The organism is Nitrobacter winogradskyi Nb-255 (genome assembly GCF_000012725.1).
Classification (GTDB): domain Bacteria; phylum Pseudomonadota; class Alphaproteobacteria; order Rhizobiales; family Xanthobacteraceae; genus Nitrobacter; species Nitrobacter winogradskyi.
The window spans coordinates 489,425-514,900 of sequence record NC_007406.1 but is presented as its reverse complement, the minus strand read 5'-3'; the positions used below and the strand labels follow the sequence as shown (position 1 = coordinate 514,900).

Genomic DNA, 25,476 nt, shown 5'->3' with positions numbered 1-25,476 from the left:
GCGACCAGATTTACGAATCAAAGGACCGGCCATGTCGATCGACGAGTTCTCCCGTTATGATGTCTCCCGTCGTCAGATGCTGCGCCTGTCGGCGCTGCTGACGGCCGGCGGCGCGCTGCCCCTTCTGAAAACGTATGAGGCGCGCGCCAGGGAAGCGGATGTGCCGCTGCGCATCGGCTATCTACCGATCACCGATGCGACGCCGCTCCTGGTCGCGCACGGCAAGGGGTTCTTCGAGGAGGCCGGCATCAAGGCCGAAAAGCCGGTGCGCCTGCGGAGCTGGGCGCAGGTGCTGGAAGCCTTCATCTCCGGGCAGGTGAACGCCGTCCATCTGCTTTCGCCGATGACGGTGTGGGCGCGCTTCGGCAGCAAGGCGCCGGCCAAGGTGGTCGCCTGGAATCACACCAGCGGCTCCGGCCTCAGCGTTCTGCCGCACATCAACAGCGTCAGGGAGCTTGGCGGCACCACGGTCGCCATTCCGTTCTGGTACTCGATCCACAATGTGGTGCTGCAAATCCTGCTGCGCGAAAACGGATTGAAGCCGGTATCGAAACGCACGGGCGCCCCAGCCGCCGACGAGGTCAACCTCGTTGTCATGGCGCCGGCCGACATGGTGCCGGCGCTCGCCGCCAAGCAGATCAGCGGCTACATCGTCGCCGAACCGTTCAACGCGGCGAGCGAGGCGCTGGGCGTCGGAAAGATCCTGCGCTTCACCGGCGACGTCTGGAAGGATCACGCCTGCTGCCTGGTGTTCATGCACGAACGCGATATTCAACAGCGCCCGGAGTGGGTGCAGCGCGCGGTCAACGCGATGGTCAAGGCGCAGCTCTGGACGCGTGAACATCGCGCCGAGACGGCGGCGCTGCTCTCCAAGGACAATCCCAACCAGTACACGCCGCACAGTGTCGAGGTTCTCAGCAAGGTGCTGGCGCCGCCGGAGACTGACGATGCCGCCTACATCAAGGCCGGCGCGATCATTCATCCGGACTGGCGCGAGCGCCGGATCGATTTTCAGCCCTATCCGTATCCGAGCTATACCGAGGAACTGATCCGGCGCCTGCGCGATACGCTGGTGGAGGGCGACCGCGCGTTCCTCGACAAGCTCGATCCTGCGGCGGCCGGCCGCGAGCTCGTCGACGATCGCTTCGTCAAGAAGGCGGTGATCGCGGCAGGCGGCATGGCGGCGTTCGACCTGCCGGAATCCTTTACCCGCACCGAGGTCGTGGCGGCGTGAGCACAAGCTGGCCAGGCAGCAGCCTGAGCGGCTCCGCGCCTCCAGGCCCCGCGACCTTCGCCGGTCGTGCCGGCGGCAAGCCATGGCTGACGCTGCCGGCGTTGACAAACAGCCTGCTCGGCATCGGCGGACTGATCGTGCTGCTGTTGCTATGGTGGCTCGGCACCGATGTCCTGGCCTCATCGCAGGGATTCATCCGGCAGTTCTCGCCGACCACGGCCATCCCCGAACTCGTAACCATGCTGGGGCAACCGGATCTGCTGGTGCATGTTCTGGTCAGTCTGCGCCGGGTGCTGATCGGCCTCGCTTTGGCGTTGCTGATCGGCGTGCCCGTCGGGCTTGCGGTCGGCAGCTACAGCCGCCTCAACACCGCAACCTCGCCGGCGTTTCAGTTCCTGCGCATGATCTCGCCTTTGTCGTGGATGCCGATCGCGGTGATGGTATTCGGGGTCGGCGACCAGCCGATCTATTTCATGCTGGCGTTCGCCGCGGTGTGGCCGATTATGCTCAACACCGCCGAAGGCGTGCGGCGGCTGCAGCCGAGCTGGCTCAGCCTTGCCGACAGCCTCGCCGCGACGCGCTGGGAAACGCTGTGTTACGTGATCCTGCCTGGCGTTCTCGGCCATGTGCTGACAGGATTGCGGCTTGCCGTCGGCATCGTCTGGATCGTGCTGGTGCCGTGCGAGATGCTCGGGGTCTCGGCAGGGCTCGGCTACTTCATTCTGGATACCCGTGATCGCCTCGCTTATTCCGAGCTGATGGCCACGGTGCTGATGATCGGCGTCCTCGGCTTCCTGCTCGATGCCGGAGCGCGGATGCTTTATCAAGCCGTCACCCGCAGCCGCGCCGCCTGACGCTGTCTCGCCCTGGAAAAGGCAGGGTGAGAAAAATCTTCTCTGAAGCTTCAACGAATGGCGTCCCGGAAGGGAGTCGAACCCCTGACCCCAGGTTTAGGAAACCTGTGCTCTATCCAGCTGAGCTACCGGGACTGATTGCCGAACCCTGCCCTTATCCGGCACATCAGCGCCTCGGGCAAGCCCTGAGCATCTGATCCGAATCGGATTGCGGATTCAAGAGGCTGATGCCGTCGCGCGATACGTTCCAAAGCGCGGCAGGGCCTTTTTCAGAAAGGCTATAGCGTCCGCCGGCCAAAAGCGTCTTGTGGTGTTCACCCGCCGACATTATCTTTCGCCGCGGGCTGGTACGTCATCAGGAGACGATCATGGGTTTGCTCGACGTCCTCAACGGAATGCAGAACGGGCCCCGCGGCCCAAGCCAGCCTGGCGCTGAAAGTGAAAGCGGCGGCATGTCGCCGCTGACGTTGGCGATCCTCGCCGTGCTGGGCTACAAGGCGCTGAAGCACCTCACCGGAGGCCAGCCTGACCCCAGCCCCGCCGCACCTCCGCCGCCCGCGCCCGGACGCACCGTCAACGCCGGTCTCCCCGGCAGCACTGGCGGCCTCGGTGACCTGCTCAAGGGTGGACTTGGCGGACTGCTGGCGGGCGGCGCCGCCGGAAGTGTCCTCAGCGGCGGTCTCGGCGAGTTGTTGAACCAGCTTCAGAAGAAAGGCCATAGCGAAACCGCGAACTCCTGGGTCGGTCCTGGGCCAAACAAGCAGATCGCGCCGCGCGACCTCGCCGACGCGCTGGGGGCCGACCAGATCAACGCGCTGACCGCGCAGACCGGGCTGTCCCAGGATGAGTTGCTCACCGAATTGAGCAAGCATCTGCCCGAGGTCGTTCACCATCTGACACCTGATGGACGCCTTCCGACCGAAAGTGAACTATCGCGATTGCTCTAGAGCGTTTTCGAGCGAAGTGGACACCGGTTGGCGTGAAGAAAACGCGTTAAAACAAAATCATAGAGCCTGCTTTCGATTCTATCAAAAGCGGAAGGCTCTAGGATTGCGGCTCACACCACAGGTGCAGCCGCATCGACCGGCCTGTCGCGCGAAGCGTTCAGCGCCACGACTATTTCTGAGGAAGGACATTTGTCATGAGCGGCATTCTCTGGATCATTCTTGTCGGCTTCGTCGCCGGGGTTATCGCGAAATTCCTGTCGCCCGGCCCGAACAATCCGAGCGGATTCATTCTCACCACGGTGCTGGGCATCGCCGGTGCGTTTCTCGCCACTTTCATCGGGCAGCAGATCGGCCATTACAGTCCAGATCAGGGCGCGGGCTTCATCACCTCCGCCATCGGCGCGGTGGTGGTGCTGTTCATCTGGAACAGGCTGGTCGCACGCGGTGCGATTTCCGGACCAAGATAACGCAACCCGACCCTCGGACAATGCTCCGAGGGTCCCGGTAAATCAGGAGACAGTTCTGAACGGTGCGGCTGTCAGATGACGGCCGTACCGCGATGCTTTTGCAATCTCCTGTTCGCGGTGCCGCTCTCCGCGATATCGTTCGCCACCGTGCCGGCGCTTGCCGACGGTTGCCAACTGGACATCCAGGGTGAAGGCGTCGTCAGCGCTGTCATCGACGCACGGACGCTCCGCCTCGAAGATGGCCGCGACGTCCGTCTTGCCGGCGTCGAAGTGGTGGCGCTGAAATCGGATGATCGCCGCTCGAACCTCGCGGGGTTGATCGGCCAGCATGTGATCCTGCGCGGCGAGCACGATGATCCGGATCGCTATGGCCGGCAAACCGGCTTGCTGTTTCTCGACCACACCGCGCGTTCGGTGCAGAGCGAGCTTCTGGCGCGCGGCGAAGCGTTGGCCTCCGCTGACGTCACCAACAAGGCTTGCGCGGCGGAGCTTGCGGCGGCTGAGACGGTCGCGCGGCAGGGCCGTCTGGGAATCTGGGCGGAATCGTCCGTGATCAAAAGCGCCGAACGTCCGGATGAGATTTTGACGCGTATCGGTCGGTTTACGATCGTGGAAGGTCACGTCCGGTCTATCAGGCAGGCTGGCGGAACCCTGTATCTCAACTTCGGCCCACGCTGGACACGAGACTTTGCCGCGACTATTTCAAAACGCATCATGCCGTCTTTCAAGGCGGCAGGTGTCGCGCCGAGGTCTTTCGAACATCGGCGGGTCCGCGTCCGCGGCTGGGTCGAACGGCGCGGAGGACCGCGGATCGAGGTATTCCGCGTTGGGCAGATCGATGCGGAGGACGACTAGAGCCCTTTCGCTTCTGATGGAATCAGAAGCGAGGCTCTATAATCTTGATTTGACGCGTTTTCTTCATGCAAACCGGTATTCGCTTCGTTCGAAAACGCGATAGACAAAGGACACGGGGTTCTGCCAGCATCAACTTTTAGAACGGGGGCTGCGCTGGCGTGGTAAGATGCGGCGGTGGGATGTCGGCATTTTGCCGTCGGGTTTTGCTGAACAGATCGGGAATGCTGGAATAGAATTTTCGATCCTAGGGAGAACGTTGCAGCCATGACGGCGAGCCCAGTATGGCGCGGGACAGAAGCGATCCGCCTTTCGGCGGCGCCTGTCATGCTGCTCTGCGCGACGCTCGCCCTCGGCGGATGCGGTGACATCACCCGGTTCCAGACAGCCTCTCCATCATCCGCCAAATCGGTGAAGCCCGCGCGGGCGGCGGCCCCTACTCCGAAGTCCGAACACGAGCATAAGCGCATCCTCGCCTCGTATGGCGGCGCCTATGACGACCCGAAACTTGAAGCACTGATCAACCGGACGGTCGAGCGGCTGGTGGCGGTGTCGGAACGGCCCGACCTCACCTACAAGGTGACGATCCTCAATTCGGGCGCGGTGAACGCCTTCGCGCTGCCGACCGGCCAGCTTTACGTGACGCGCGGCCTGGTCGCGCTGGCCAACGATACGTCGGAACTATCCTCGGTGCTGTCGCACGAAATGGCGCACGTTCTCGCCAAGCACGCGACAATCCGCGAGGACCAGGCGCGGCAGGCCGCCCTCGTCAGCCACGTCGTGACCGAGATGGGAACCGACCCGGATCTGACGGCGTTGGCGCTCGCCAAATCCAAACTGACGCTGGCGAGCTTTTCGCGTGCCCAGGAATTCGAGGCGGACGGAATCGGCGTCGGAATTTCGGCGCGCGCCCATTTCGATCCTTTTGGCGCGGCCCGCTTCCTTGCTGCAATGGAGCGCAATGCGGCGCTTAAGGCCGGCAAGCCGTCGCTGGACCCCCGCTCGCAGGACTTCCTGTCGTCGCATCCCGCAACGCCGGAGCGTGTCCAGAACGCGCAGGCCAATGCGCGCCAGTACAGTGCTCCCGCGCAAGGCGAACGGGACCGCGAGACCTATCTCAACGCGATCGACAATATCGTTTACGGCGAGGACCCTAGTGAGGGATTCGTGCGTGGCCGGCGCTTCCTGCACCCCAAGCTGGGCTTTACCTTCCAAGCGCCGGAAGCCTTTACGCTGGACAACACGGCTCAGGCGGTTATCGGCATTCGCGAGGGCGGCAGTCAGGCCATGCGCTTTGATGTGGTCCGGGTGCCGGCGGAACAGAAACTCACCGAGTACCTCAATTCGGGGTGGATGGAAAACGTCAACAAGGCGTCGACCGAGGAACTGACCATCAACGGCTTTCCCGCGGCATCGGCGGTCGCCAGCGGGGAGGAATGGCAGTTCCGCGTCTATGCCTTGCGCTTCGGCAGCGATGTTTACCGCTTCATCTTCGCCGCCCGCCGCAAGACTACGGAAAGCGAACGCAACGCGCGCGAAACGGTCGCTTCCTTCCGCCGCTTGACGCTGGGCGAGATTCAGGCCGCGCGACCACTGCGTATCAAGGTGATCACCGTGCAACCGGGCGATACCGTGGAATCACTGTCGCACCGCATGGCGGGCGTCGATCATCCGGCCGAGCGCTTTCGCGTCCTCAACGGCCTCGACCCTCGGGCCCAGGTCAAGGTCGGCAACCGGGTCAAGATCGTGGTGGACTGATGCGAGTCACCGGACATCCGGGGTGGACTTCAACGACCCTCGTCATGAGTTCGAGCCGATTCATGATCATGATGTGATCTCGGTTCAAGCGAAATGGTTCGCAGTTGAAGAAAACACGTCAAATCAAGATCTGAGAGTTCCGCTTCCGATTATCAGAGCGAAAAATCTCTAACGAATCTGGGGTTATGTTCCGGCTTGAGCGCCCGCGAGGCTCGCGAACTCCTTGACCACGCGCTCATAGACCGGACGCTTGAACGGGATGATCAACCCGGTCAGATTCTGCATCGGCTCCCAGCGCCATGCCGTAAATTCCGGCTTGTGACCGTCGCCGGGGTTCGCGATGTTGATCTCGTTGTCCTCGCCGATGAAGCGCACCGCATACCACTTCTGGCGCTGACCGCGGTAACGGCCCTTCCACGCCCGGCCGGCCACGACACGCGGAATATCGTAGGTCAGCCAATCCGGGATTTCGGCAAGCTTCTCGATCGAACGAACGCTGGTCTCCTCATAGAGTTCGCGTTTCGCTGCGAGCCACGTATCCTCGCCGGGATCGACGCCGCCTTGCGGCATCTGCCAGACGTAGCTGTCATCGACCTGCTCAACGCCCGCGCGGCGACCGACGAAAACCAGCCCCCGCTCGTTGATCAGCATCATGCCGACGCAAGTGCGATAGGGTAGATCGTCGTAACGTGTCATTCCATCAATGCCCCGTGCGCCTCCACCGCTCTGAGAACGGGACGGATACGAATGCTGATCTTATAGCGTTTTCAAGCGAATTGGATACCGGTCGGTGTGAAGAAAACGCGTGCAACCAATCTGGAGCTTTAGGTCGATTTTGATTTCAGCATCGCGGTTGTCAACGGCACAAGCATCACGCCACGGCTTTCGAGACTCTTGATCCAGACGCCAATTCGGTCGACGGATACCGGAAGCGCCGATGTCATGCCTATGGCGACGCCTCGTTTCATGGCCAAGTCTTCAAGCCTTGCGAGCGCCTTGTCGATCTCCACCGAGGTCGGAACGGCGTCAACAATAAGGTCGGCCCTGGCGAACGGCATGGCCTGCCCTTCCGCAAGCCGACCCGCGACGCTCAGAGGCGCAGCGCCGTCGTCGAGATATCCGAGACCGCGCCTGGCCGCCTCGTGCATGAATGGCTGCATGACCGCAGCCGCGGCGACAAAACGCGCGCCCATGAAATTGGTCAAACCGACATAGCCTTGAAAGCGGCTCAGTTGCCAGTGCAGGCGATCGATATTCTGCTCCGCGCCAAGTGTCGTCAGCAGGGTCTGCGGTCCGGGATCGTTGTCGGGATAATCATAAGGCTCCATAGGGACCTGCAACAGCACTTCGTGGCGCTGCGCGCGCGCCTGCGCCACCAGTCTGCCCGGATCGGAGCCATAGGGTGTAAACGCGAGCGTCACGGCTGGCGGCAGTTTCATGATCGCATCGGTGGTTTTCGTCGCACCGACGCCGAGACCGCCGACCACGATGGCGACCACCGGCATCTTCGCAGCCTTCGCGCGATCCGCCTCGGTACCCGCCGCATAAGCCTTGAAAGGTTTCAGCCCGTCGGCGGCGGCAACGGGAATCATTCCATGACGCGACTTCTCCAACAGACGCTGATCGACCCCCACTACCGCCTTCGCTGATCCGGCGTCGGCAGCATCAGGACCTGGACCGGAAACCACGACGTCCTGACGCGATCCGCTGGATCCGTCGATGATGGTGATGGTCTTCTGTCCGTTGGCAGATGGAGCGGTGACGGCGGCGCTGTCCGGCTGTTGCGGTGGCGGCCGGATGGCCGTGGGCTTGTCGTCGCTGACCGGGGCTTGCCGGATCGCCACCCGCGCCTTGGGTTCACCGCCGAGAGGATCGTGATTGAAGAAAACAAAACCCAGGAAGACGACGAGGATCGATCCCAACAACAATCCCGTGGCCTGAGGCAGCGAGAAAGGAAGCCGTAAGCGGCGCCTGGGCGCGGGGTTCTGTCCCAGCGGCGTGCTGAGATCGTCCGTCGTATCGGTCATGGCCCCCTCGAATCATCCCCAATCGAGGATACCATGGGCGCTTTCAAAATGCGGCAATGCGAGATCAGGCGACTTGCAGTAACCGGCACGCAAACGAACCGGGCGGCCCCAAAGGCCGCCCGGCTCCGAAACACCGCACCCCTTCAAAGGATCAGTTCGCCGCCTTGTTCGCGGGCTTTTCGATCGCCGCTTTATTGTTGGAGGGCGGCGAAGAGGCGTTGATCTTGACGCCGCGCAGAAGGTCTCCGGCCATCTTGAGCGCCTTGTCGTTCTTGGCGTCCGGCGGGACGTAGGATTGCGAGCCTGTCTTCTCGTCGTTGCCGTTTCGCAGGTGTCCCCGCAGCGAAGCCTCGCCCTTGGTGTCGGTCCGTGACCTCAATTCATCGGGCACATCCTGAAGCACCTCGATATCCGGAACGATGCCCTTGGCCTGAATCGAGCGGCCCGAGGGCGTATAATAGCGCGCGGTCGTCAGCCGGAGCGCGCCATTGCCGGAGCCGAGGGGAATGATGGTCTGCACCGAGCCCTTGCCGAACGAGCGGGTGCCGATCAGGGTCGCCCGCTTGTGGTCCTGCAACGCGCCGGCGACGATTTCCGACGCGGATGCCGATCCGCCGTTGACCAGAATGATCACCGGCTTGCCTTTGGCGAGGTCACCCGGATGCGCGCTGCGCCGCTGGGTTTCCTCGGCGTTGCGCCCGCGCGTCGACACGATCTCGCCGCGATCGAGGAAGGCATCTGAAACGGTCACGGCTTCCTCGAGCAACCCGCCGGGGTTGTTTCGCAGATCGATGATATACCCCTTGAGCTTGTCACCGATCTGGCTCTGGAGGTCGGAAACCGACTTCTTCAGTCCCTCGGTGGTCTGCTCGTTGAAGGTCGTGATGCGGATATAGGCGATGTCGTCGGACTCCGTCCGCGAACGAACCGAGCGGACACGAATGTTGTCGCGCACCAGCGTCACGTCGATCGGATTATCTTGTCCCTTACGGATGATCTTCAGCTTGATCTTGGTGCCGATCGGGCCGCGCATCTTGTCGACGGCCTGGTTGAGGGTCAGGCCCTGCACCGCCTCGTCGTCGAGATTGGTGATGATGTCGTTCGCGAGGATCCCCGCCTTTGACGCCGGCGTGTCGTCGATCGGCGAGACCACCTTGACCAGGCCATCCTCCATCGTCACCTCGATGCCGAGGCCGCCGAATTCACCGCGGGTCTGGACCTGCATGTCGCGGAAGCTCTTTGCATCCATGTAGCTCGAATGCGGATCGAGACCCGTGAGCATGCCGCTGATGGCCGATTCGACCAGCTTGCTGTCATCGGGTTTTTCGACGTAATCGGTGCGGACACGCTCGAACACGTCGCCGAACAGGTTGAGCTGGCGATAGGTATCCGACGTCGCGGCGCGCGCGCTCGATCCCATCAGCACGGATCGCGGCTGCGTCACGAACAGCGTCAACGCGGCACCCGCGGCAGCGCTGAGAACAATAAGGGAAACCTTGCGCATCATCCGCGAACCTTTTGGCCTCTGTTAGCGGCCCACCACGGGCCTGGATCAATGGGAGTGCCGTCCTTACGGAACTCGATGTAGAGAACGGGCTGGCTAGCGTTTGCCGCGAGAATCGAGGCGACACGGGAGGTCGATCCCATCGTCGCTACCGGCTCCCCGGTCAACACGAACTGGCCGATGTTAACCGAAATACGCTCCATGCCGGCGATCAGCACATGATACCCGCCCCCGGCATTGAGGATCAAGAGTTGTCCATAGCTGCGGAACGGCCCGGCATAAACCACCCAGCCGTCGCACGGCGTCGTAACCTGAGCCCCCGGACGGGCGGCCAGGGACACGCCTTTTTCGATGCCGCCGGCGCCGTCGGAACCGCCGAAGTCACGGATCCTGGTGCCGTTGACCGGAAGCGCCAGCAAGCCCTTGGCCGACGCAAAGGCAACAGCCGGACTGAGCCGGCCGGGATCCTTGAGGGCGCCCAGATTAGGCTTGCCGTTCGGCGACCCCGGAACACCTTGCCGGCTGGCTGTGGCTGCTGCCTTGGCCGCGCTCTTCAGATCCTGCTCCAGCTTCGCGATCAGCCCTTGCAGGGTATCGACCTGGCGCGACAGCTCGATCGCGCGCGCCGCCTCCGCGGCCATGTTTTTTTCGATACCGCTTTGCTGCCGCTGTCGTTCGTCCACCAGCGTCGCGAGGCGGGTCTGTTCGTCCTTGAGGCTGTCGCGATCGGCCGCCATCCGATCCCTCTCGGCGGCGATTGACGTCCGGAGGCCGACAAGTTCATCGAGATCCGCCACCAGCTTTTCCGCGCGCACACGCATCTCGGGCACCACGGAACCGAGCAGGATCGCGGTACGCAACGATTGCAAGGCATCCTCCGGCCGCACCAGCAAAGCGGGCGGCGTGCGGCGGCCGGCGCGCTGGAGCGCCGCGAGCACTTCCACGATCTCCGATCGCCGCGAATCCAGCGAGTCCCGGATTTCCTGTTCGCGCGCGCCGAGTGGCAGCAGGCGCGCTTCGGTCTCCGTGATCTGGGTCTCGATGTCACGAACCCGGGCGGCGACATCGATCAGCTGCTGATTGAGCTTGGCGCGATTTCGACCGATCGCCGCGATATCGACTTTCAGCCGCTCCTGCAGTTCAACCGCGTTCTTCTGCTGCGCCCGTATCGCTTCCAGTTCCAGCTCGCGCTGCTTGATGTCGTCCGCGGAAGGCGTTGCCGAGGCTTGTGTTCCGGCCTGCGCCATCACGGCCGACGACACCGCGGAGGAAAATCCCGCAAGCAGACAGGCCGAGATCACAAGCAACGAAGCAGGCGGCGACTGTCTGCCCCTTGCCTCCGTGGACCGCACGCGCAGACCCCGCATCAACTCCAGTTCAGATGATCGGCGCTCGTATGTTCGCACGATATCAATCCGGTCGCGCCAGCGCGTTCAGCATCGCACGCTAACCACGGTGATAAGGATGACCGGCCAGAATGGTCGCGGCCCGATAGATCTGCTCAAGCAGCATGACGCGCACCATCTGATGCGGCCATGTGGCCGCGCCGAATGCAACGCTCAATCTAGCCCTGCGCCGTAATTCAGGCGAAAGTCCGTCCGCGCCACCGATCATGAAAACCGCGTCCGCCACCGACTCATCCCTCCAGCGGCCCAGATGTTCCGCAAATGCGGCGCTGTCGATACTTTTGCCTTTTTCGTCCAGCGCCACCAGGATCATCTCCTTGGGTGCCAGCGCAAGGACGGCCGCCGCCTCTTCCCGAATGCGCTGCCCGGCATCGCGGGCGCGGCTTTCCGCGACTTCATGGACATCCAGGCCGCGAAAGCCAAGATTGCGCCCGATATCCGCGAAGCGTCCGCGATAGCGATCGGCAAGCTCCCGCTCAGGCCCCTGCTTCAGACGCCCCACGGCAATGACGACGAGTCGCATCCACGCACGCTGACATGCAATAATTGAAACGCGGCGGCGGACGGCTCAGACCGTCTTCGCCGTCGCCGTGTTCTGTATCCACAACCTCTCGAGATTGTAGAATTCACGAACCTCCGGCCGGAATACGTGCACGACCACATCGCCGGAATCGATCAGCACCCAGTCGCAATTCGGCATGCCTTCGATACGGATCTTCTTGACCCCGATGTCCTTGAGGCCCCTGGCCACGGTTTCCGCGATCGCACCGACATGACGGTTGGACCTGCCGGTGACGACCACCATGTAATCCGAAAAAGCCGACCTGCCGCGCAGGCCGATGGTGACCGCATCTTCCGCCTTCATATCCTCAAGGCGCGAAAGGATCAGCCTGAGGGTTTGTTCAACGTCGGGCTGCGCCTCCGGACTGAGGGGAGCCACCAAAGACGTTCGGGTTTCAGGCCTGTCGGTCTTGGCCGCCGTTCTCTTCGGCGTCGACGATCCGAGCGAGGCGGATGAAGCGGGCCTGGACAATACAGGTGCGGTCAGGGACCATTTCCTTTCACGGTACCGACGCCGAACCCCAGCGCCCGAAGATCTATAATACGCATGTAGGGGAGAAGGTTTCAAGAATCCAGTGAGAGCGCTTCAGGTTTTTAGCTCCCCGTCCTCCATGTTCCGTCCTGGTTCCGCAGCCCAGTCGAAGACAACCGCGATTTCATTCCGGTGAGGAAAACCCAGGCAGGCAGGCGGTGCGAGGCCAACCGGTCGGCCCTCGCTTCCGGCAAACGCCATCGCGCGAGCGCCTGCGCGGCTGGCGCTGCAAGAGCCTGGAAACTGTGCGGCGGGCGATCGACCACCGCGATCGGCGCCGCGGCGGCGATCCGCCGCCAGTTCTCCCAGCGGTGAAACTGCTCCAGATTATCGGCGCCCATGATCCAGACAAAGCGCACGTTCGCGCACCTGCGTCGCAGATAGGTTATGGTGTCGATGGTGTAGCGCGTTCCGATGACGGCTTCGAGACAACTAATGTCGATGCGCGGATCATTCGCTACGGCCGACGCCGCGGCGGCGCGTTCGCCGAGAGCGCGTAGCGCCCGCGCGTCCTTGAGCGGGTTGGCGGGAGAAACGAGCCACCAGACCCGGTCGAGTTCCAGCCGCTTCAGGGCATACAGGCTGACGGCGCGATGCGCGGCGTGAGGCGGATTGAACGAGCCGCCAAGCAGGCCGATACGCATGCCATCGGAATGAAGCGGGATGGCGCGTGAGACGACGGAACGCGACCCCAAATCAATCCCCGCGCCACCCGCAGGATGATCCGGGCGCGCTCACGGGCGCACCTGCCCGTCACCATGGACGCGATATTTGAAGCTCGTCAACTGCTCGGCGCCAACCGGCCCCCGCGCGTGGAACTTGCCCGTGGCAATGCCGATTTCAGCCCCGAAGCCGAACTCCCCGCCGTCGGCGAATTGCGTCGACGCATTGTGCAGCACGATCGCCGAATCGACCTCGTTGAGAAACCGGGCCGCCGTTTCAGGATCCTCGGTCACGATCGCATCCGTGTGGCGCGAGCCGTGACGCTGGATATGATCAATCGCGCCGCCGCAACCGTCGACCACGCGCGCGGAAATGATCGCGTCGCCGTATTCGGTATTCCAGTCGCTGTCGGCCGCGGACCTGACCCGCGGATCGACACCCTGCACGTCGGAATCGCCGCGCACCTCGCAACCGGCCTCGATCAGCGCTTCGACCAGCGGCTTCAGAATATCCCGTACGCCCGAGCGATCGACCAGCAGCGTTTCGGCCGCACCGCAAACGCCGGGGCGGCGCATTTTCGAGTTGAGCACGACCGCCTTCGCCATTGCGAGATCGGCGGCGCCATCGACATAAACATGATTGACGCCTTCAAGATGCGCGAACACCGGCACGCGCGCCTCGGCCTCGACACGCGCGACAAGGCTTTTGCCGCCGCGCGGCACGATCACGTCGATGCCGCCATTCATCCCGCTCAGAAGCAGCCCGACCGCGGCGCGGTCGCGCGTCGGCACCAGCGTGATCGCCGCTTCAGGCAATCGCGCCTCGCGCAATCCCTCGACCAGGCACGCATGAATCGCGCGGCATGAGCGAAAACTTTCCGAGCCGCCGCGCAGGATCACGGCGTTGCCGGATTTAAGACAGAGCACGCCGGCGTCGGCGCAGACATTGGGACGGCTCTCGAAGATCACGGCGACCACTCCGAGCGGCACCCGCACGCGCTCGATGGTCATGCCGTTGGGACGCTGCCAGCGCTCGGTGACCCGCCCCACCGGATCGTCTATCTCGCGAACCACCTTCACGCCGTCGGCCATCGCCTCCACGCGCGCCTGCGTCAGCGTGAGACGATCGAGGAAAGCGGCGGTGGCGCCGCCGGCGCGTGCATCCGCGACGTCTTGCGCATTGGCCTGGAGGATCGCAGCCGCATTGCTTCGAATCGCGCGCGCCATCGCATCGAGCGCCTCGTTCTTCTGCGCCGTTGAAGCGAGCCCGAGCGAGCGCGCGGCCTCGCGCGCCTGTGCTGCGAGGTCGCCCATCAACACGGGAAGATCGGCCGGAGCGCCGATCGCCTTCATGGGAGCCGTCATTCGGGTAACAGTCTTCGATCGTATGTGCTTGTCATATCCCTAACATATAAATCCGGGCCCGGCGAGGCGTGAGACGACTGTCCTCGCAAGACCGAGGCTGCTTGATTCCAGCATGCTCCCGCTGCCAGCTGGTCGCATTTTCTTACGGCGAACAGGTCATCCGCTTCGCCGGGAAATGCTCTAGACACTTTTTCCTCATCCCGCTCTGGAATCTGTTTCAACTGCGCTGAACCAGACCGCTATTTGTCTTTCTGTTCGAGTATGATCATTTCCGAAAACCGGTTTCCACTTTGCGCCGGCGCGGTCCTTCGGGTCGGGATCATGCTCTAAGCGGAATCGCCGAGTGGCCCGCCGACCACGAGGTCGTCGCGATGAATCATTTCGACGCGGCCGCGAACCCCCAGAAGCTGCGCGGCATCGGAAGACGAACGCCCCTTGATCCTGTCGGCGTCGGCGGCGTCGTAGGCGACGAGGCCGCGGCCGATCTCATGCCCGTTCGGACCGCGCACGATGACGGCATCGCCCCGCGCGAAATGCCCGTCAATCCGGGTCACGCCCGCCGGAAGCAGGCTCTTGCCGGCGCGCAGCGCCGCCACCGCGCCGGCATCGATCGCGAGCGTCCCCCTGGGCTCCAGCGAACCGGCGATCCAACGCTTGCGCGCCGTGACCGGATTGGCCGGCGTCAGAAACCATGTGCAGGGACCTCCATCCATGATGGCCCGCAGCGGATGCTCGATCGTGCCTGAAGCGATCAGCATGTGCGTGCCGGCGGTCGTTGCGATCTTCGCTGCCTCGATCTTGGTCCGCATTCCACCGCGCGACAGCTCGGATGCGGCGCTGCCGGCCATCGCCTCGATGTCCGCCGTGACCCTTTTCACCACCGTAATCAGTTTTGCATCCGGGTTGAGATGAGGCGGCGCGTCATAGAGCCCGTCGATGTCGGACAGCAGAATCAGCAGATCCGCGCTCGCCATGGTGGCGACCCTCGCGGCAAGGCGGTCATTGTCGCCGTAGCGGATTTCGTTGGTGGCGACCGTATCGTTTTCGTTGATGACCGGGACCGCGCGCCATTCGAGCAGCTTCGCGATGGTCGAGCGCGCATTGAGATAGCGGCGGCGCTCCTCGGTGTCCTGCCATGTCACCAGGATCTGCCCCGCGCCGATGCCGTGATCGGCCAGCACCTTCGACCATATCCGGGCCAGCGCGATCTGTCCGACGGCGGCGGCCGCCTGACTCTCCTCCAGCTTCAGCGGACCGCGAGGCAATTTGAGCTTGCTGCGGCCGAGCGCGACCGCGCCGGACGAGACCACCAGCACGTCGCAGCCGTCGCCGTGAAGCCCTGCGATATCGGCGGCCAGCGCCGACAGCCACTCCCCCCGCACCTTGCCCGCCGCGGAATCGATCAGCAGCGACGAGCCGACCTTGACGACGATACGACGAAATTTCTTGAGATGCGGACGGGTCATGACAATCGACGGTCAATCGAAACGAAAGCGCCGCTTTCATCACATGAAAGCGGCGGCCGGGAAAGCGGAATGCCGATCGAAATCATTCGATCGAAAAACCGTATCCCTTTTATAGGAAGTATGCGCTCACCGCCGCGGCTCAGGGTGACCACGGCTTGGCCCGGGCGACCGGCGTTTCCATCGCCTGTGCCGCCGAAGCATCCGCGCCCTTGGCCTTGTCCGAGACCGGCGCCTGCCCGATGACCTCCACCAGCGCGCGCAGCACATCCTGCACGCCCTCGCCCGTGACGCCTGAGACCAGCAGCGGCGTTTTTTTCGCGGCGCGCTTGAGGCGGTCGCGCTGCTTCTTCAGATCCTCGGCCGTGACCGCGTCGATCTTGTTGAGCGCCACGATCTCGACCTTCTCGGCAAGCGCCCCGGCGTAGGCTTCCATTTCTCCGCGCACGATCTTGTAGGCGCGGCCGGCATGGTCACAGCCGGCATCCACCAGATGCAGCAGCACGCGGCAGCGCTCGACATGCCCGAGGAAACGGTCGCCCAGTCCCGCGCCCTCATGCGCGCCCTCAATCAATCCGGGAATATCCGCCAGCACGAATTCGCGATCCTGCACTCTCACGACGCCGAGTTGCGGGTGCAGCGTGGTAAACGGATAGTCGGCGATCTTCGGCTTCGCCGCACTCACCTTGGAAAGAAACGTCGACTTGCCTGCATTGGGCAGGCCGACCAGACCGGCATCGGCAATCAGCTTCAACCGCAGCCAGATCCAGCGCTCCTCGCCCGGCTGGCCGGGGTTGGCGCGGCGCGGCGCCCGGTTGGTCGACGACTTGAAGTGCGCGTTGCCGAACCCGCCATTGCCGCCCTCGGCCAGCACAAGGCGCTCGCCGACCCGGGTGAAGTCGTGGATCAGGGTTTCGCGATCCTCGTCGATGATCTGGGTGCCAAGCGGCACCTTGAGCACGATGGCCTTGCCGTTCGCGCCGTGGCGGTCCGAGCCCATGCCGTTGGCGCCCTTGGGAGCCTTGAAGTGCTGCTGGTAGCGATAGTCGATCAGGGTGTTGAGGCCATCGGCGACCTCGACGATGACGTCGCCGCCGCGGCCGCCATTGCCGCCGGAGGGGCCCCCGAACTCGATAAACTTCTCGCGGCGGAAAGCCACGCAGCCGTTACCACCATCGCCGGAACGGATATAGACCTTGGCTTCATCGAGAAATTTCATGGCTGATAGGTAGGATAGGGAAGCCAGGGAGGCAACGGCCCATCGCGTGGCATCACGGCCGTCGCCTGAAAGGAGAGTGAACGCGTTCCGAGCGAAGCCTTTCCTCTGGCCTGACCGGGAGATGGAGATACCGGTTCGCGTGAAGACACGCGTCAGATCACGATGATGGAGCCGCGCTTTCCGATTCCGTTCAGACACGGAAAAGGCTCAGTTCTCCGTCGCCGGCAGGACAACAGCGTGCCCGCTCCAAAAGATCTCAGATATCAGATACACGGCTCACGGCGCGCGGCGCTATTCCAACGCTTCAGCGACGACCACACGCCACGCGACAGGCGGAAACGATCGACCGGCGTGGACGAGCCGAGCGACCTGATTCGGTACAGTTCGACGCCGGTCCACTGGAAACCGCACTTCTCAAGCACGTTGCGCGAGGCCGGATTGATCACGCGCGCGCCGGAGACCATGCGATCGACGCCATACTCCTCGAAAGCGTAATCGATTACCGCGCGGACGGCCTCGGTGGCGAAGCCCCGGCCCCAATGATCAACGCCGAACCAATAACCCAGCTCGGGCGCGTCGGGTTTGCTCCAGTCAACGCCAGCTACTCCGACCGGCACATGATTGTGCTCGACCAGAAACACCATCTCGCGGCTATCGCCCGCGACGGCCTCGACGAATTGAACGGCGTCATCCGGCGTGTAGGGATGCGGCAGACAGCGCGTCATCTCCGCGATGCGTCTGTCGTTGGCGAGCGCGGTGATGCCCCTGACATCCGCATGGGTTGGCTTGCGCAATGTCAGCCGCTCGGTCTCAAGCGCAAACGGCCGCCGATCGCGCAGCAAGGGCGTGGGTATTGGCATGTCCTGCAGCATGGTCGGCTCCGTGTCGCGAACGCAAGTCCCGTGCGAGCGCAAAATGAAAAAGGAGGCCGGTTTTCCCGCCTCCCCTTGGAGCCATCGATGCTCCACCGGTTCAACAGGGACCGGCGGACGCGACGTCATCCGCCGTCTACTCGGCCGCGGCTTCCGTCATCGGGAGGACCGACACGAAAGTCCGGCCGCCGGTTTTTACGCGAAACGCGACGTGACCCTCGACCTTGGCGAACAGGGTATGGTCAGTGCCCATGCCGACATTCAGACCCGGGTGCCAGGTGGTTCCACGCTGACGAGCGATGATGTTGCCGGGAATCACATGCTCGCCGCCGAAAGCCTTGATACCAAGGCGCTTGCCATGCGAATCGCGTCCGTTCCGCGAAGAACCGCCTGCCTTTTTGTGAGCCATCGCCCGTCTCCCAACTCGTCCGAATCTCTAGATCATTTCCGTGACAGAATCATTCATTTTCTCTCACGGGGGTTTATAATTGCTCTTAATCCGCGTCTTCCGCGGTCTTGGCGGCGGTTTTCTTCGCGGCCCTCCTGGGCTTGTCGTCGCTCGCGCCTTCAACGGGCTCGACGGCCTTTTCCTTCTTCGGGCGCGGCCCGATTGTGGGGCTCTTGCCGTCAGCCAGAATCTCGGTGACGCGCAGCACGGTGATCTCGTCGCGATAACCTCGTTTGCGCTTGGAGTGCTTGCGGCGCCGCTTCTTGAAAGCGATCACCTTGGGGCCACGCTTGTGCTGCAATACTTCGGCCGCGATCGAGGCGCCCGCCACCGTGGGCGCGCCAAGCACCGGCGTGTCGCCGCCCAGCACCAGAACCTCGCCTAGCTGCACGATCGTTCCGACCTCGCCGGCGATCTTGCCAATCTCAAGAACATCATCCGGAACGACACGGTACTGCCGGCCGCCGGTTTTGATGACTGCGAACATCGTTTTATTCCTTCGTGTTCGATCCCGGCCTCGGAAGATTCCGGGCCGGCTTCTTGTTCAGTCGTTGGACAGGAGCATCTTGATCCTACGGCAAACCGACCGGACGCCGCTTTGCCTGATCATGCCCGATGGTTTTCGACGTAGCCGGGGGATCGACCATCCGGTCACACAAAAACGAGCGGCGCCGGGTAAACCCCGCGCCGGTTGCGGGACTTATAGCCCGCCAACGCCCCGAGTCAAGGAAATCACATTGTAGCATCGTGCATGCTTGCGCTAACGGCGGCAATTTTCCGCAATTTCCGATGAACGCCCGGAGATCCAGGCCTCGGGGATGGCCAGTCCGTCCGGTCATGAAACCAATGGGTTCCCTCGCAGTTGTTGCAGGCTGGATCAAACGGGCAAGGGCACCATACAAAATGGCGGAAGACGTTCTGACAACCTCGGGCATCGGCAAGCATGGCGTTCTTCGGCTGCCCTCGGTGGACATCGACAACTACAACATCGAATTGAAGGACGATGATGGCTTTCTCGGCGACCGCGCCTGCAAGGGCGCGTTCCGCAGGATTCTTGATGACCTGCGCGCGCCCTTGAAAAAAAATGGCGAGGACCCGCTCGGCAAGACGCCGTCGGAGGCGATCGCCAAGGGCTCGCTCGATGAGGCGCTGGTCGGAGAAGATATCGAGGCCTCCGCCCTTGTGCACGGCGCCATCGAGGAATTCGCGCAGGAACTGGCTTATGTCACCGGGCGCTTCCTTAAAACCAAAGCCTGGGCCGACACCGAATGTATCGTGGTCGGCGGCGGCTTCCGCAAGAGCCGCGTCGGCGAGATCGCGATCGCCCGCGCCGACCTGTTGTTGAAGAACGAGGGCCACAAAGTCCACCTGGTTCCGATCCGCTTCGATCCCGACGAGGCGGGACTGATCGGTTGCCTCCATCTTGCGCCTTCCTGGATTTTCGAGGCGTTCGACAGCATTCTGGCGGTTGACATCGGCGGCACCAATATCCGCTGCGGCGTGGTCGAGACCAAATGGAAGAAGGCCTCCGACCTTTCCAGGGCCGGGGTTTGGAGATCTGAATTGTGGCGCCACGCCGATGACGAGCCGACCCGAGAGGGCGCGGTGAAGAAGCTCGTGAAAATGCTGAAGGATCTCGTTTCGCAGACGGAAAAGCAGGGACTGAAGCTCGCGCCGTTCATCGGGATTTCCTGTCCGGGCGTGATCGAGGAGGACGGATCAATCAAGAAAGGCGCACAGAACCTTCCCGGCAACTGGGAGAGCAGCAGATTCAATCTGCCGAAGTCACTGATCGAAGCCATCCCGGAGATCGGCGGTCACGATACCACCGTTCTCATGCATAACGACGGCGTGGCGCAGGGCCTCAGCGAAATGCCTTACATGCAGGATGTCAGCCGCTGGGGCGTCTTGACCATCGGCACCGGCCTTGGCAACGCGCGTTTCACCAACCGCAGGAAAGAGAACAAAAAAGAAAAGAAGCCCGAGGACGGAAAAGACAAAGACAAGAAGGATAGAAAAGCCAAGGATTGACGCTCTTATCTGATTGCATCTCCTTCCGGCGAACCGGCATCCCTTTGGCGGACCATGGCGTTAGAACTGACCTTCCTTCACAACAAAGTAACCTTGATTGGTGAGGTTAAGATCGGGATCACGTTGCCGGCTGCGCAAAGACCGCTACGGTCCTATGGTCGCGCAGGTGGTCCGCGAAGCCGCACTTCCGGCCACGATTTTAATGACGCGGCACGGGGCCGCCGGTTATTATTGCGTCCGGCGGTCCCACCCCTTTACGACGGGGCACCTTTCGATAGCGAGGGCGCCTTGGTCCGGGTCTGCCACCAGCCTCTCTCGCTTCGGGTACGGTCCGATTTTGCATTTGACCGCGCGGCAATGTATCAATGCGCCCGTCTTCTGGCGCGAACCTGTTTCCGCTTCGCCTGATAGAATCAGAAGCGAGGCTCTATGATCTTGTTTTGACGCGTTTTCTTCACGCGAACCGGTTCCCACTTCGCTCGAAAACGCTATAATTGGGCCCCACCCGCCCGACGGCCCCTTTGGAGAGGTGGCAGAGTGGTCGAATGCACCGCACTCGAAATGCGGCATAGGTGCAAGCCTATCGGGGGTTCGAATCCCTCCCTCTCCGCCACCGACAACATCTATGTAACTGAAATAACTAAAATATTCCGGGTGGCGTCGGCTTTAGCCCCCAAATCAGTCCCCAAATGTAACGCCGAGCGCGCTTTTATTTCGTAGTACGCTTGGCCTGACTGGGTCCGCAAATTCTCGGATAACTCGGTTCGGCTGCCGGTTCGGCGGGTCCGCCCTGAATGATCTCGAACAGTTCACGGTCGCTCATCTGCCTGAGCGGTCGCGCATCGCTGCGCTCTATTGCTTGCACCGGCTTTCCGTCCAGTCGATCCATAATCTCTCGGATGGCCTGGAGGTCGCCCTGCTCAGCTTTATCGATCAGTTTTTCAAGGATAACGCGTAAACGACGGCCACCTCCGCTTAGAACCGCCACCCTAAGCAAGTCGCTGACCGGCTTCTCGCGGTTCACGGAGCCAATTGGTCTGCCCATGATAACCCGCCTCCTAGACGTTTGAAGCTTCAAGGAAATCCATGATGGAACTATAATGGAAGTTTGCGAGAGCAAATGACCAAATTCGTCCGCTGGCATGCAGCTTGGGAATGAGTGTGCGCGCCGCTTAAATCAAGGACTTACGGGTTTTTGGCACCCTTTTGGCGATGCCCCGGTGATCGGGTAGCCGGCGCTGCTGCTCGCGGCGGCGGCTTTCCGATTTGATCCGCAACGAGACGCGATGCGAATACCACGCCTTTGCCGCCATAACCGAGATCCTCGTAAAACGCGTGCCGCCGAATGCGCCTGTCGTACTCGGCTTTGAAGTAGTCAGCGAGATTGTTGAGGATACGTTGTCGCGCTCGGAAACGCGGCTCGCCCTGGCCCGATGCACTGCCCCACACGCTCGCAGCCTCCTCCGTGAGCGCGTAGGTCGCGAAGCCCATATCTGCGGTGATGCCGAAAAGATATTCCGGCCGCTTCAGGAAATACCGCATGTGGATGAAGCCGGACGCGTGGACTTGCACCGGGTCCTCGAGCGTCAGATCTTCCACCAGCAAGCTTTCCGGCTCGATTAAATTCCATTTGACGAGCTGCTGCAGTCCCGAGAAGGCGTCATCCTCGTCGTAACCGAGCTGCCCCATGCGATTCACGATCGTGCGGCCTGACGCATATCCCTCGACGGAGAAATCAATTTTCTCTTTGCGATGCCGGATCAGAAACTCAAGGATATCGCTGTATAGGAAGTTGCTCGGACGCATGGCGTGTGGCACCGGAGAAAGCACGTTCCGGACATAAGCAAGCCTGTTATTGAACAGCCGGTAGCGGCCACGCATGAGCGCCCTAACAATCCGGTCCTCCTCGATTCGCGCTACTTCAGATGCCGCGGCGGTAGACCCGATTTGGCTTGTAGGAACATGCGGAGACGCGATGATGTCGGCGAACATGCCGAGGGCGCTGCGTGCGTTCTTGCCCGCAAGCGATTCCAGCGCGGCGCCGATGCTGGATGCGCGCCGGTCAAACAGTGACGCATATATGCTCATAAGAAACTCGCCCAGGCGGCCCGATTTATAGAGCACTTGCGCGCCGGATTCGAGCGTGAACCGCTGGAATTTACCGAGCTGTTCTCCCTGCTCGATATTCTCCATCACGATCTCAAGCCGCTTTTTGATCATAAGCGCGAAACGCGGAGACCAGAAATTAACGGCGTTGATGAAGGCGTCGAGCGGCGGCTCGTCACGATGGGCTTCGAATGTCGTGTCTCGCAGGTTCACGATCACGAGGGCGCGCGTGAGTTCCTTGAACCACTGCGCGGCTTCAAAGATCGCGAGCTGTACATCGCGCGACCGCTTGTCAACGTTATCGAACACCACGACCAAACCAATGCGCTTTTCCCCGGAAAAGTGGCGGCTGATGGCAGAGACAATCTTTTCGTTGTCTTCGCGGAGTTCTTTCAGCCGGAAATAGCGCTGCTGATTGTACTGCTGCGGGTTGCCGGTTTTCAGGATTTTCGCTGGCCCGCGGTCAAATGCAGCCATCTCCGATGCGAAGATTTTCTCCTGAAAATCCAGGTCCTCGATGTCGATGTTGTTCAGCTCTGAGAATGATTGGATGAACAGTTCGCAAACCGCCGCGCGCAGCTCCTCCGGACTCTTTAGCTCGGAGTTGAAGTTGAGGAACGCCCACAGGGTTTTCTTCTGCAATTCCTCCGGCATCAGCCGCTTGAAGAACCGCCGAATGAACAGACTTTTGCCTGAGCCAACCGCGCCGACGATGAGCTGTACCCGGCCCGTGATCCGGGGATTGCTCCCATGCTTACGCAGTTCCGCGGTCAGGTTGTTCTGCGGGTGCTTGCCGCCAGTGATGACCGGTTGGAATAACCCGTCGGCGACGACGCGCGCCCGGTCCTTCAGATAGGTTTCGAGCACCGCGCCATACTCGCTGCGCTCCTCGGTCGAGACATAGCCGCGATCAATGATGTCGTCCGGCGCCTCGTCGGCCTCTTGCCCGAAGTCGGGAAAAGTTCCTGGGCAAACGGATTGATGCCGAGTTGTTCAGTGACTTGCGTGCCGGTTAGCAGGCTCGGCACGCGCGTGAATCGCCGCGACTGGAAATGGACGTTCATTTCCTGAGCGCGCTTCTCGAACTCGTCTTTATTCAAGATCGCTTTGAACGCCGCCAGAATGTCGGTACCCGGCCGGAGATCGACGGCCTTGGCGTACAACAACTCGGTTTCGCTATCGAATGGCGCCAGGGCAAACTGCTCACCGTTGCAGGCGAGCACGTAGCGGATCGGGTTAACGTTCGGGGGATAGCGATTATTGATCCGATTCGCATACAGATGGGCCTCCCGGATCGCCTTTTCGATCGGCTCATCGGGGCGCTTCGCCTCGACGACCAGAAGGGGAAAGCCGCTGCGCCAGACCGAATAATCGGGAATGTAGCCGACCCGCTTGCCAGCGCCCTTATCGATCTCGGTCGGCTCCATGTACTCCTTGGTGCGGACCCATTCCGAGGGGATATCCATGAAGCTGGGGTGGACCAGGAACGGGTAGACGAGCTTCTGCTCCACGTCGCTTTCGGTGTTGAACTCCGAAAGGTTCGTGACAGGCGTCTGTATCCGGTCGCGTGGTTTGAGCTTGGCGATCAAGCCGGGAATCTCCTGCAGGGCGGGACATTACCCCCTCGAGATGATTCGAGCGAATCCGGTGGTTCAGACTCGGATTCCGGGCGACCCGGACCTATATTCCAGCCACGCAGTGGCAATTCTGTCCCTCCCGTGGTTGCGCCGAGAGAGAATCAGATACCGCGGTGCGCCCTGATGTTGGCGCCACACCTCCGAATATCTGAAGCTTTCAGGTGCAGTCCCTCTCGCGCTAGGTCGGATCGACATTCAGGATTCCCAGGCGGTCTGATCGCTGATTCATAGGGTTCCGTGATTCTGACACGGAGCTGCACGATGGGGATCAAGCGGTATGAGCTGAGCGATCATCAGTGGGCGAAGATTGCACCGTTGCTGCCAGGCAAGGCCTCTGATCCGGGACGGACGGGATCGGATAATCGGTTGTTTGTGAACGGCTGCCTGTGGGTGCTGCGATCCGGCGCGCACGGGTGTGACCTGCCGGAGCGCTATGGTCGCTGGAAGACGGTGCATCGGCGGTTCAGCAGGTGGTGCCATGCCGGTGTGTGGGAACGGGTGTTCTCCACCCTGACAGCCGATCGCGACAACCAGTATCTGATGCTCGACTCAACCATCGTTCGAGCCCATCAGCAGGCGGCTACCGGAAAAGGGGGGCCAAGGATCAGGCGCTGGGGCGTTCCCGAGGTGGACTGACCACCAAGGTCCACATGCTCGCCGATGCGCTGGGCCGACCCTTGCGTTTCATCGTCACCGCCGGGCAGGTCGGAGACATCACACAAGCCCCCGCGCTGCTCGAAGCCCAGGCCGGGGACGCCGTGATGGCCGACAAGGCTTATGACAGCAACGCCTTGCGTGCACTCATCGCCGGCATGGGCGCCGAAGCGGTGATCCCCTCAAACAGGACGCGCAAAATCATCATCCCGCATGACGCCGGTCTCTACAAGCACCGCAACCGCATCGAGCGCTGCTTCAACCGTCTCAAGCACTTCCGCCGTTTCGCCACACGCTACGACAGGCGCACCGTTCACTTCACGGGCTTCGTTCACCTGGCCGCAGCCCTGATCTGGCTGCCGTGAATGTCGATCCGGCCTAATGCATGGCCGTGGTATTGAGCTGGCTCTGAATGCTCTTGAAGTGATCCAGCCGCTCGATCGCCTTGTCGAGTTCGGAGCCTTCCTTGTCCGTCAGCCTGGCTTCCATACCCGCGATCGTGTCAGCGAACTGCGCGCGGTCCAGCTCCTCGATTGACGTCGCCACGTCGGCAAGCACCGTCAGACCCTTCTCCGACACCTCGGCCAGACCGCCAAGCACGATGATCTTCTGTTGCGTGCCGCCCGCGGTGACGGTCAGCATTCCGGGACGGATGGCCGCGACGACGGGCGCATGGCCGGCGAGAACGCCGAAATCGCCCTCGACACCGGGTATGTCGACCTGATCGACCTCGCCTGAAAATGCCAGCTTCTCCGGCGAAACGAGGTCGAAATGGAAAGTCGCCATGGTGTCCCGTCTCTCTGCTGCCTCCCGCGGGTTCAAGCCGCAGGGTCATCCGGCAAATGTTATCGATGGATTGCCAGGTCAAGCCCGGCAA

25 protein-coding genes and 2 tRNA genes are annotated in these 25,476 nt (G+C 62.1%); 9 read left to right on the top strand and 18 right to left on the bottom strand.

The features are described from left to right. Positions 1–31 precede the first annotated feature (31 nt). Both NWI_RS02380 and NWI_RS02375 read left to right on the top strand, forming a co-directional pair. Entirely contained in the window at positions 32–1,234 is a 1,203-nt protein-coding gene (locus tag NWI_RS02380) for an ABC transporter substrate-binding protein (RefSeq protein WP_011313788.1), read from the top strand. After that, a complete protein-coding gene (locus tag NWI_RS02375; RefSeq protein ID WP_011313787.1) occupies positions 1,231–2,088 on the top strand; it encodes an ABC transporter permease in 858 nt (285 codons plus the stop codon). Before NWI_RS02380 ends, NWI_RS02375 begins: the two co-directional genes overlap by 4 nt. Positions 2,089–2,146: 58 nt before the next feature. On the opposite strand, the gene NWI_RS02370 is transcribed toward NWI_RS02375, so the two are convergent. Next, positions 2,147–2,223, bottom strand: a tRNA-Arg gene (locus NWI_RS02370). A gap of 233 nt (positions 2,224–2,456) precedes the next feature. On the opposite strand from NWI_RS02370, the gene NWI_RS02365 reads away from it, so the two are divergent. From NWI_RS02365 to NWI_RS02350, 4 genes are all read left to right on the top strand, one after another. After that, positions 2,457–3,035, top strand: a complete 579-nt coding sequence (locus NWI_RS02365) for a YidB family protein (protein ID WP_011313786.1) — start codon at positions 2,457–2,459, stop codon at positions 3,033–3,035. A gap of 194 nt (positions 3,036–3,229) precedes the next feature. Beyond that, complete coding sequence (locus NWI_RS02360; RefSeq protein WP_011313785.1) at positions 3,230–3,502, top strand: GlsB/YeaQ/YmgE family stress response membrane protein; 273 nt, start codon at positions 3,230–3,232, stop codon at positions 3,500–3,502. 75 nt (positions 3,503–3,577) lie between these two features. Further along, positions 3,578–4,357 carry a thermonuclease family protein gene (locus NWI_RS02355; RefSeq protein WP_011313784.1) on the top strand — a complete coding sequence of 260 codons (780 nt, stop codon included), beginning with the start codon at positions 3,578–3,580 and terminating at the stop codon, positions 4,355–4,357. 264 nt (positions 4,358–4,621) lie between these two features. Continuing rightward, on the top strand, positions 4,622–6,112 hold the full coding sequence (locus NWI_RS02350; protein WP_011313783.1) for a M48 family metalloprotease: 1,491 nt from the start codon (positions 4,622–4,624) through the stop codon (positions 6,110–6,112). Positions 6,113–6,295: 183 nt separating this feature from the next. On the opposite strand, the gene NWI_RS02345 is transcribed toward NWI_RS02350, so the two are convergent. The 13 genes from NWI_RS02345 to rplU all read right to left on the bottom strand — a co-directional run bounded on the left by NWI_RS02345 (position 6,296) and on the right by rplU (position 18,658). Then, complete coding sequence (locus tag NWI_RS02345; protein ID WP_011313782.1) at positions 6,296–6,808, bottom strand: RNA pyrophosphohydrolase; 513 nt, start codon at positions 6,806–6,808, stop codon at positions 6,296–6,298. Between the two features lie 128 nt (positions 6,809–6,936). Further along, complete coding sequence (locus NWI_RS02340) at positions 6,937–8,139, bottom strand: divergent polysaccharide deacetylase family protein (protein WP_011313781.1); 1,203 nt, start codon at positions 8,137–8,139, stop codon at positions 6,937–6,939. Between the two features lie 151 nt (positions 8,140–8,290). Further along, positions 8,291–9,646, bottom strand: a complete 1,356-nt coding sequence (locus NWI_RS02335; protein WP_011313780.1) for a S41 family peptidase — start codon at positions 9,644–9,646, stop codon at positions 8,291–8,293. Continuing rightward, positions 9,643–10,890: a murein hydrolase activator EnvC family protein gene (locus NWI_RS02330; RefSeq protein WP_430691785.1), complete on the bottom strand. Its 1,248-nt coding sequence runs from the start codon at positions 10,888–10,890 to the stop codon at positions 9,643–9,645. Before NWI_RS02330 ends, NWI_RS02335 begins: the two co-directional genes overlap by 4 nt. A gap of 199 nt (positions 10,891–11,089) precedes the next feature. After that, a complete protein-coding gene (rlmH, locus tag NWI_RS02325; protein WP_011313778.1) occupies positions 11,090–11,572 on the bottom strand; it encodes a 23S rRNA (pseudouridine(1915)-N(3))-methyltransferase RlmH in 483 nt (160 codons plus the stop codon). A gap of 45 nt (positions 11,573–11,617) precedes the next feature. Then, on the bottom strand, positions 11,618–11,989 hold the full coding sequence (gene rsfS / locus NWI_RS02320) for a ribosome silencing factor (protein ID WP_011313777.1): 372 nt from the start codon (positions 11,987–11,989) through the stop codon (positions 11,618–11,620). A 215-nt stretch (positions 11,990–12,204) separates the two neighbouring features. Continuing rightward, a complete protein-coding gene (locus tag NWI_RS02315) occupies positions 12,205–12,837 on the bottom strand; it encodes a nicotinate-nucleotide adenylyltransferase (RefSeq protein WP_011313776.1) in 633 nt (210 codons plus the stop codon). 39 nt (positions 12,838–12,876) lie between these two features. Beyond that, complete coding sequence (locus tag NWI_RS02310) at positions 12,877–14,169, bottom strand: glutamate-5-semialdehyde dehydrogenase (RefSeq protein WP_011313775.1); 1,293 nt, start codon at positions 14,167–14,169, stop codon at positions 12,877–12,879. A gap of 326 nt (positions 14,170–14,495) precedes the next feature. After that, positions 14,496–15,635 carry a glutamate 5-kinase gene (gene proB / locus NWI_RS02305; protein WP_011313774.1) on the bottom strand — a complete coding sequence of 380 codons (1,140 nt, stop codon included), beginning with the start codon at positions 15,633–15,635 and terminating at the stop codon, positions 14,496–14,498. Between the two features lie 139 nt (positions 15,636–15,774). Further along, positions 15,775–16,851 carry a GTPase ObgE gene (gene obgE / locus NWI_RS02300; protein ID WP_011313773.1) on the bottom strand — a complete coding sequence of 359 codons (1,077 nt, stop codon included), beginning with the start codon at positions 16,849–16,851 and terminating at the stop codon, positions 15,775–15,777. Positions 16,852–17,114: 263 nt separating this feature from the next. Further along, positions 17,115–17,723 (bottom strand): GNAT family N-acetyltransferase, encoded by a 609-nt coding sequence (locus tag NWI_RS02295; RefSeq protein WP_011313772.1) that lies wholly within the window; start codon positions 17,721–17,723, stop codon positions 17,115–17,117. Positions 17,724–17,859: 136 nt separating this feature from the next. After that, positions 17,860–18,132 carry a 50S ribosomal protein L27 gene (gene rpmA, locus NWI_RS02290; protein WP_011313771.1) on the bottom strand — a complete coding sequence of 91 codons (273 nt, stop codon included), beginning with the start codon at positions 18,130–18,132 and terminating at the stop codon, positions 17,860–17,862. An 85-nt stretch (positions 18,133–18,217) separates the two neighbouring features. Then, positions 18,218–18,658 carry a 50S ribosomal protein L21 gene (rplU, locus tag NWI_RS02285; protein ID WP_011313770.1) on the bottom strand — a complete coding sequence of 147 codons (441 nt, stop codon included), beginning with the start codon at positions 18,656–18,658 and terminating at the stop codon, positions 18,218–18,220. Positions 18,659–19,074: 416 nt separating this feature from the next. On the opposite strand from rplU, the gene NWI_RS02280 reads away from it, so the two are divergent. Beyond that, positions 19,075–20,202, top strand: coding sequence for an ROK family protein (locus tag NWI_RS02280; RefSeq protein ID WP_011313769.1), 1,128 nt, complete (start codon positions 19,075–19,077; stop codon positions 20,200–20,202). A 523-nt stretch (positions 20,203–20,725) separates the two neighbouring features. Further along, a tRNA-Ser gene (locus NWI_RS02275) sits at positions 20,726–20,815 on the top strand. A gap of 96 nt (positions 20,816–20,911) precedes the next feature. On the opposite strand, the gene NWI_RS02270 is transcribed toward NWI_RS02275, so the two are convergent. The 3 genes from NWI_RS02270 to NWI_RS02260 form a co-directional block, all read right to left on the bottom strand. Then, entirely contained in the window at positions 20,912–21,247 is a 336-nt protein-coding gene (locus NWI_RS02270) for a hypothetical protein (protein ID WP_148203757.1), read from the bottom strand. 140 nt (positions 21,248–21,387) lie between these two features. Further along, entirely contained in the window at positions 21,388–23,175 is a 1,788-nt protein-coding gene (locus NWI_RS02265) for a hypothetical protein (protein WP_011313768.1), read from the bottom strand. After that, positions 23,157–23,897 carry a type I restriction enzyme HsdR N-terminal domain-containing protein gene (locus NWI_RS02260; RefSeq protein ID WP_011313767.1) on the bottom strand — a complete coding sequence of 247 codons (741 nt, stop codon included), beginning with the start codon at positions 23,895–23,897 and terminating at the stop codon, positions 23,157–23,159. The genes NWI_RS02265 and NWI_RS02260 overlap by 19 nt, the downstream gene beginning before the upstream one ends. Positions 23,898–24,212: 315 nt before the next feature. On the opposite strand from NWI_RS02260, the gene NWI_RS16615 reads away from it, so the two are divergent. Further along, a protein-coding gene (locus NWI_RS16615; protein WP_430691784.1) for an IS5 family transposase occupies positions 24,213–24,964 on the top strand; the annotation gives its coding sequence in 2 pieces (ribosomal slippage) (positions 24,213–24,543 and positions 24,543–24,964; 753 coding nt in all). A 13-nt stretch (positions 24,965–24,977) separates the two neighbouring features. Here the strand turns inward: NWI_RS16615 and NWI_RS02245 are convergent. Beyond that, positions 24,978–25,385, bottom strand: a complete 408-nt coding sequence (locus tag NWI_RS02245; protein WP_011313765.1) for a F0F1 ATP synthase subunit epsilon — start codon at positions 25,383–25,385, stop codon at positions 24,978–24,980. Positions 25,386–25,476 lie beyond the last annotated feature (91 nt).

Coding starts and splice junctions, on each gene's coding strand:
- NWI_RS02380 (WP_011313788.1), top strand. CDS start 32: ATGTCGATCGACGAGTTCTCCCGTTATGATGTCTCCCGTCGTCAGATG.
- NWI_RS02365 (WP_011313786.1), top strand. CDS start 2,457: ATGGGTTTGCTCGACGTCCTCAACGGAATGCAGAACGGGCCCCGCGGC.
- NWI_RS02360 (WP_011313785.1), top strand. CDS start 3,230: ATGAGCGGCATTCTCTGGATCATTCTTGTCGGCTTCGTCGCCGGGGTT.
- NWI_RS02355 (WP_011313784.1), top strand. CDS start 3,578: ATGACGGCCGTACCGCGATGCTTTTGCAATCTCCTGTTCGCGGTGCCG.
- NWI_RS02350 (WP_011313783.1), top strand. CDS start 4,622: ATGACGGCGAGCCCAGTATGGCGCGGGACAGAAGCGATCCGCCTTTCG.
- NWI_RS02345 (WP_011313782.1), bottom strand. CDS start 6,808: ATGACACGTTACGACGATCTACCCTATCGCACTTGCGTCGGCATGATG.
- NWI_RS02340 (WP_011313781.1), bottom strand. CDS start 8,139: ATGACCGATACGACGGACGATCTCAGCACGCCGCTGGGACAGAACCCC.
- NWI_RS02335 (WP_011313780.1), bottom strand. CDS start 9,646: ATGATGCGCAAGGTTTCCCTTATTGTTCTCAGCGCTGCCGCGGGTGCC.
- NWI_RS02330 (WP_430691785.1), bottom strand. CDS start 10,890: ATGGCGCAGGCCGGAACACAAGCCTCGGCAACGCCTTCCGCGGACGAC.
- rlmH (WP_011313778.1), bottom strand. CDS start 11,572: ATGCGACTCGTCGTCATTGCCGTGGGGCGTCTGAAGCAGGGGCCTGAG.
- NWI_RS02310 (WP_011313775.1), bottom strand. CDS start 14,169: ATGACGGCTCCCATGAAGGCGATCGGCGCTCCGGCCGATCTTCCCGTG.
- proB (WP_011313774.1), bottom strand. CDS start 15,635: ATGACCCGTCCGCATCTCAAGAAATTTCGTCGTATCGTCGTCAAGGTC.
- obgE (WP_011313773.1), bottom strand. CDS start 16,851: ATGAAATTTCTCGATGAAGCCAAGGTCTATATCCGTTCCGGCGATGGT.
- NWI_RS02295 (WP_011313772.1), bottom strand. CDS start 17,723: ATGCTGCAGGACATGCCAATACCCACGCCCTTGCTGCGCGATCGGCGG.
- rpmA (WP_011313771.1), bottom strand. CDS start 18,132: ATGGCTCACAAAAAGGCAGGCGGTTCTTCGCGGAACGGACGCGATTCG.
- rplU (WP_011313770.1), bottom strand. CDS start 18,658: ATGTTCGCAGTCATCAAAACCGGCGGCCGGCAGTACCGTGTCGTTCCG.
- NWI_RS02280 (WP_011313769.1), top strand. CDS start 19,075: ATGGCGGAAGACGTTCTGACAACCTCGGGCATCGGCAAGCATGGCGTT.
- NWI_RS02270 (WP_148203757.1), bottom strand. CDS start 21,247: ATGGGCAGACCAATTGGCTCCGTGAACCGCGAGAAGCCGGTCAGCGAC.
- NWI_RS02245 (WP_011313765.1), bottom strand. CDS start 25,385: ATGGCGACTTTCCATTTCGACCTCGTTTCGCCGGAGAAGCTGGCATTT.